This window comes from Pseudarthrobacter sp. CC4 (assembly GCF_048957775.1).
In the GTDB taxonomy this organism is placed as follows: Bacteria; Actinomycetota; Actinomycetes; order Actinomycetales; family Micrococcaceae; genus Arthrobacter.
In genome coordinates this window covers 1-1,034 of record NZ_JARCCZ010000076.1, presented here as the reverse complement: position 1 = coordinate 1,034, position 1,034 = coordinate 1, and the positions used below count along the sequence as shown (strand labels likewise).

2 protein-coding genes are annotated in these 1,034 nt (G+C 66.3%); both read right to left on the bottom strand.

Features of this window, described 5'->3' with window-relative positions; translation table 11 throughout:
- Window positions 1-639 (bottom strand): DUF3618 domain-containing protein (locus PV768_RS21825; RefSeq protein WP_421094204.1); only part of this gene is annotated, 639 nt, incomplete at its 3' end.
- A partial coding sequence (locus PV768_RS21820) for a phage holin family protein (protein ID WP_421094203.1) occupies window positions 636-1,034 on the bottom strand: 399 nt, incomplete at its 5' end. The genes PV768_RS21820 and PV768_RS21825, both read right to left, overlap by 4 nt.

Genomic DNA, 1,034 nt, shown 5'->3' with positions numbered 1-1,034 from the left:
GGCGTCGGTGGCGCGGTCTTTGACGTCGGTGGCGGCGTGTTGGCCTTCGGTTTTGACGTTTTGGGCGGCGTCGGTGGCGGTGGCTTTGACGTTTTCCATGGCTTGCTGGGCGGGTTCCTTGAGGTCCTGGGCCATGTCCTTGGCGGCGTCGGTGACCTGGGTGGCGAGGGGCTCGGCGGCGGTCTTGAGCTGCTGGGCTGCCTCGCGTTCCTTGTCGCTGGCGGGGATCAGGGAGGAGATGAGCATCCCGGCGCCGAACGCGATCAGGCCCGCGGCCAGGGGGTTGCCCTGGGTTTTGGCTTTGACCTGGTCCGGGGCGTTGGAGATTGCGGTGCCGGCGTCGGACAGCGTGGAGGCCACGTTGTCCCTGGCCCCGTGCAGGGTGTCCCCGGTGGAGTGCATCGCGTTGCCGGTGTGCCCGGCGCCGGAGTGCATCCGGTCGTTGACGGTGTTGGTGGCTGAGTCTGCTGTGCCCATGATTTTCTCCTTCACGCCGGTGACCGCGTCTTTTACTTTGTCGGTTTGGCGGTGGACGATGTTGGACGGGGTGACTTTGTCGGCGACCGCGTCAACGTTGGTGCCCAGGCGGGCGCGGGTGGCTTCTATGTCTGAACGGATTGCGTCCGGGTTATCGCTCATCGGTTTACCTCACCTGGTTTTAGGGTTGGGGGAATTTCGGACAGGGTCTCGCCGGTCTGGGGCAGGCCCTTGATCTGTTTGAGTTCCTTGCGCCCGATGGAGGCCAGGACCGCGGCGGTGATGCCCCAGACCACGGCGACGATCAGGGCGGCCCAGCCCAGGGGCATCAGGGCGCCGAGGGCGAACATCAGGCCCAGGGACAGGAAGACGAGCACGAAGTGCCCGGCCACGCCTGCGCCGGCGAGCATGCCCGAGCCCTTGCCGGCCTTGGTCGCGGATTGTTTGAGTTCGGCCTTGGCGAGTTCCACTTCCTGGCGCATCAGCGTGGACAGGTCGCGGGTCACGTCCCCGAGCAGCTCACCCAGCGAGGCGTTATCAGCCTTCAGGTGCGCCTC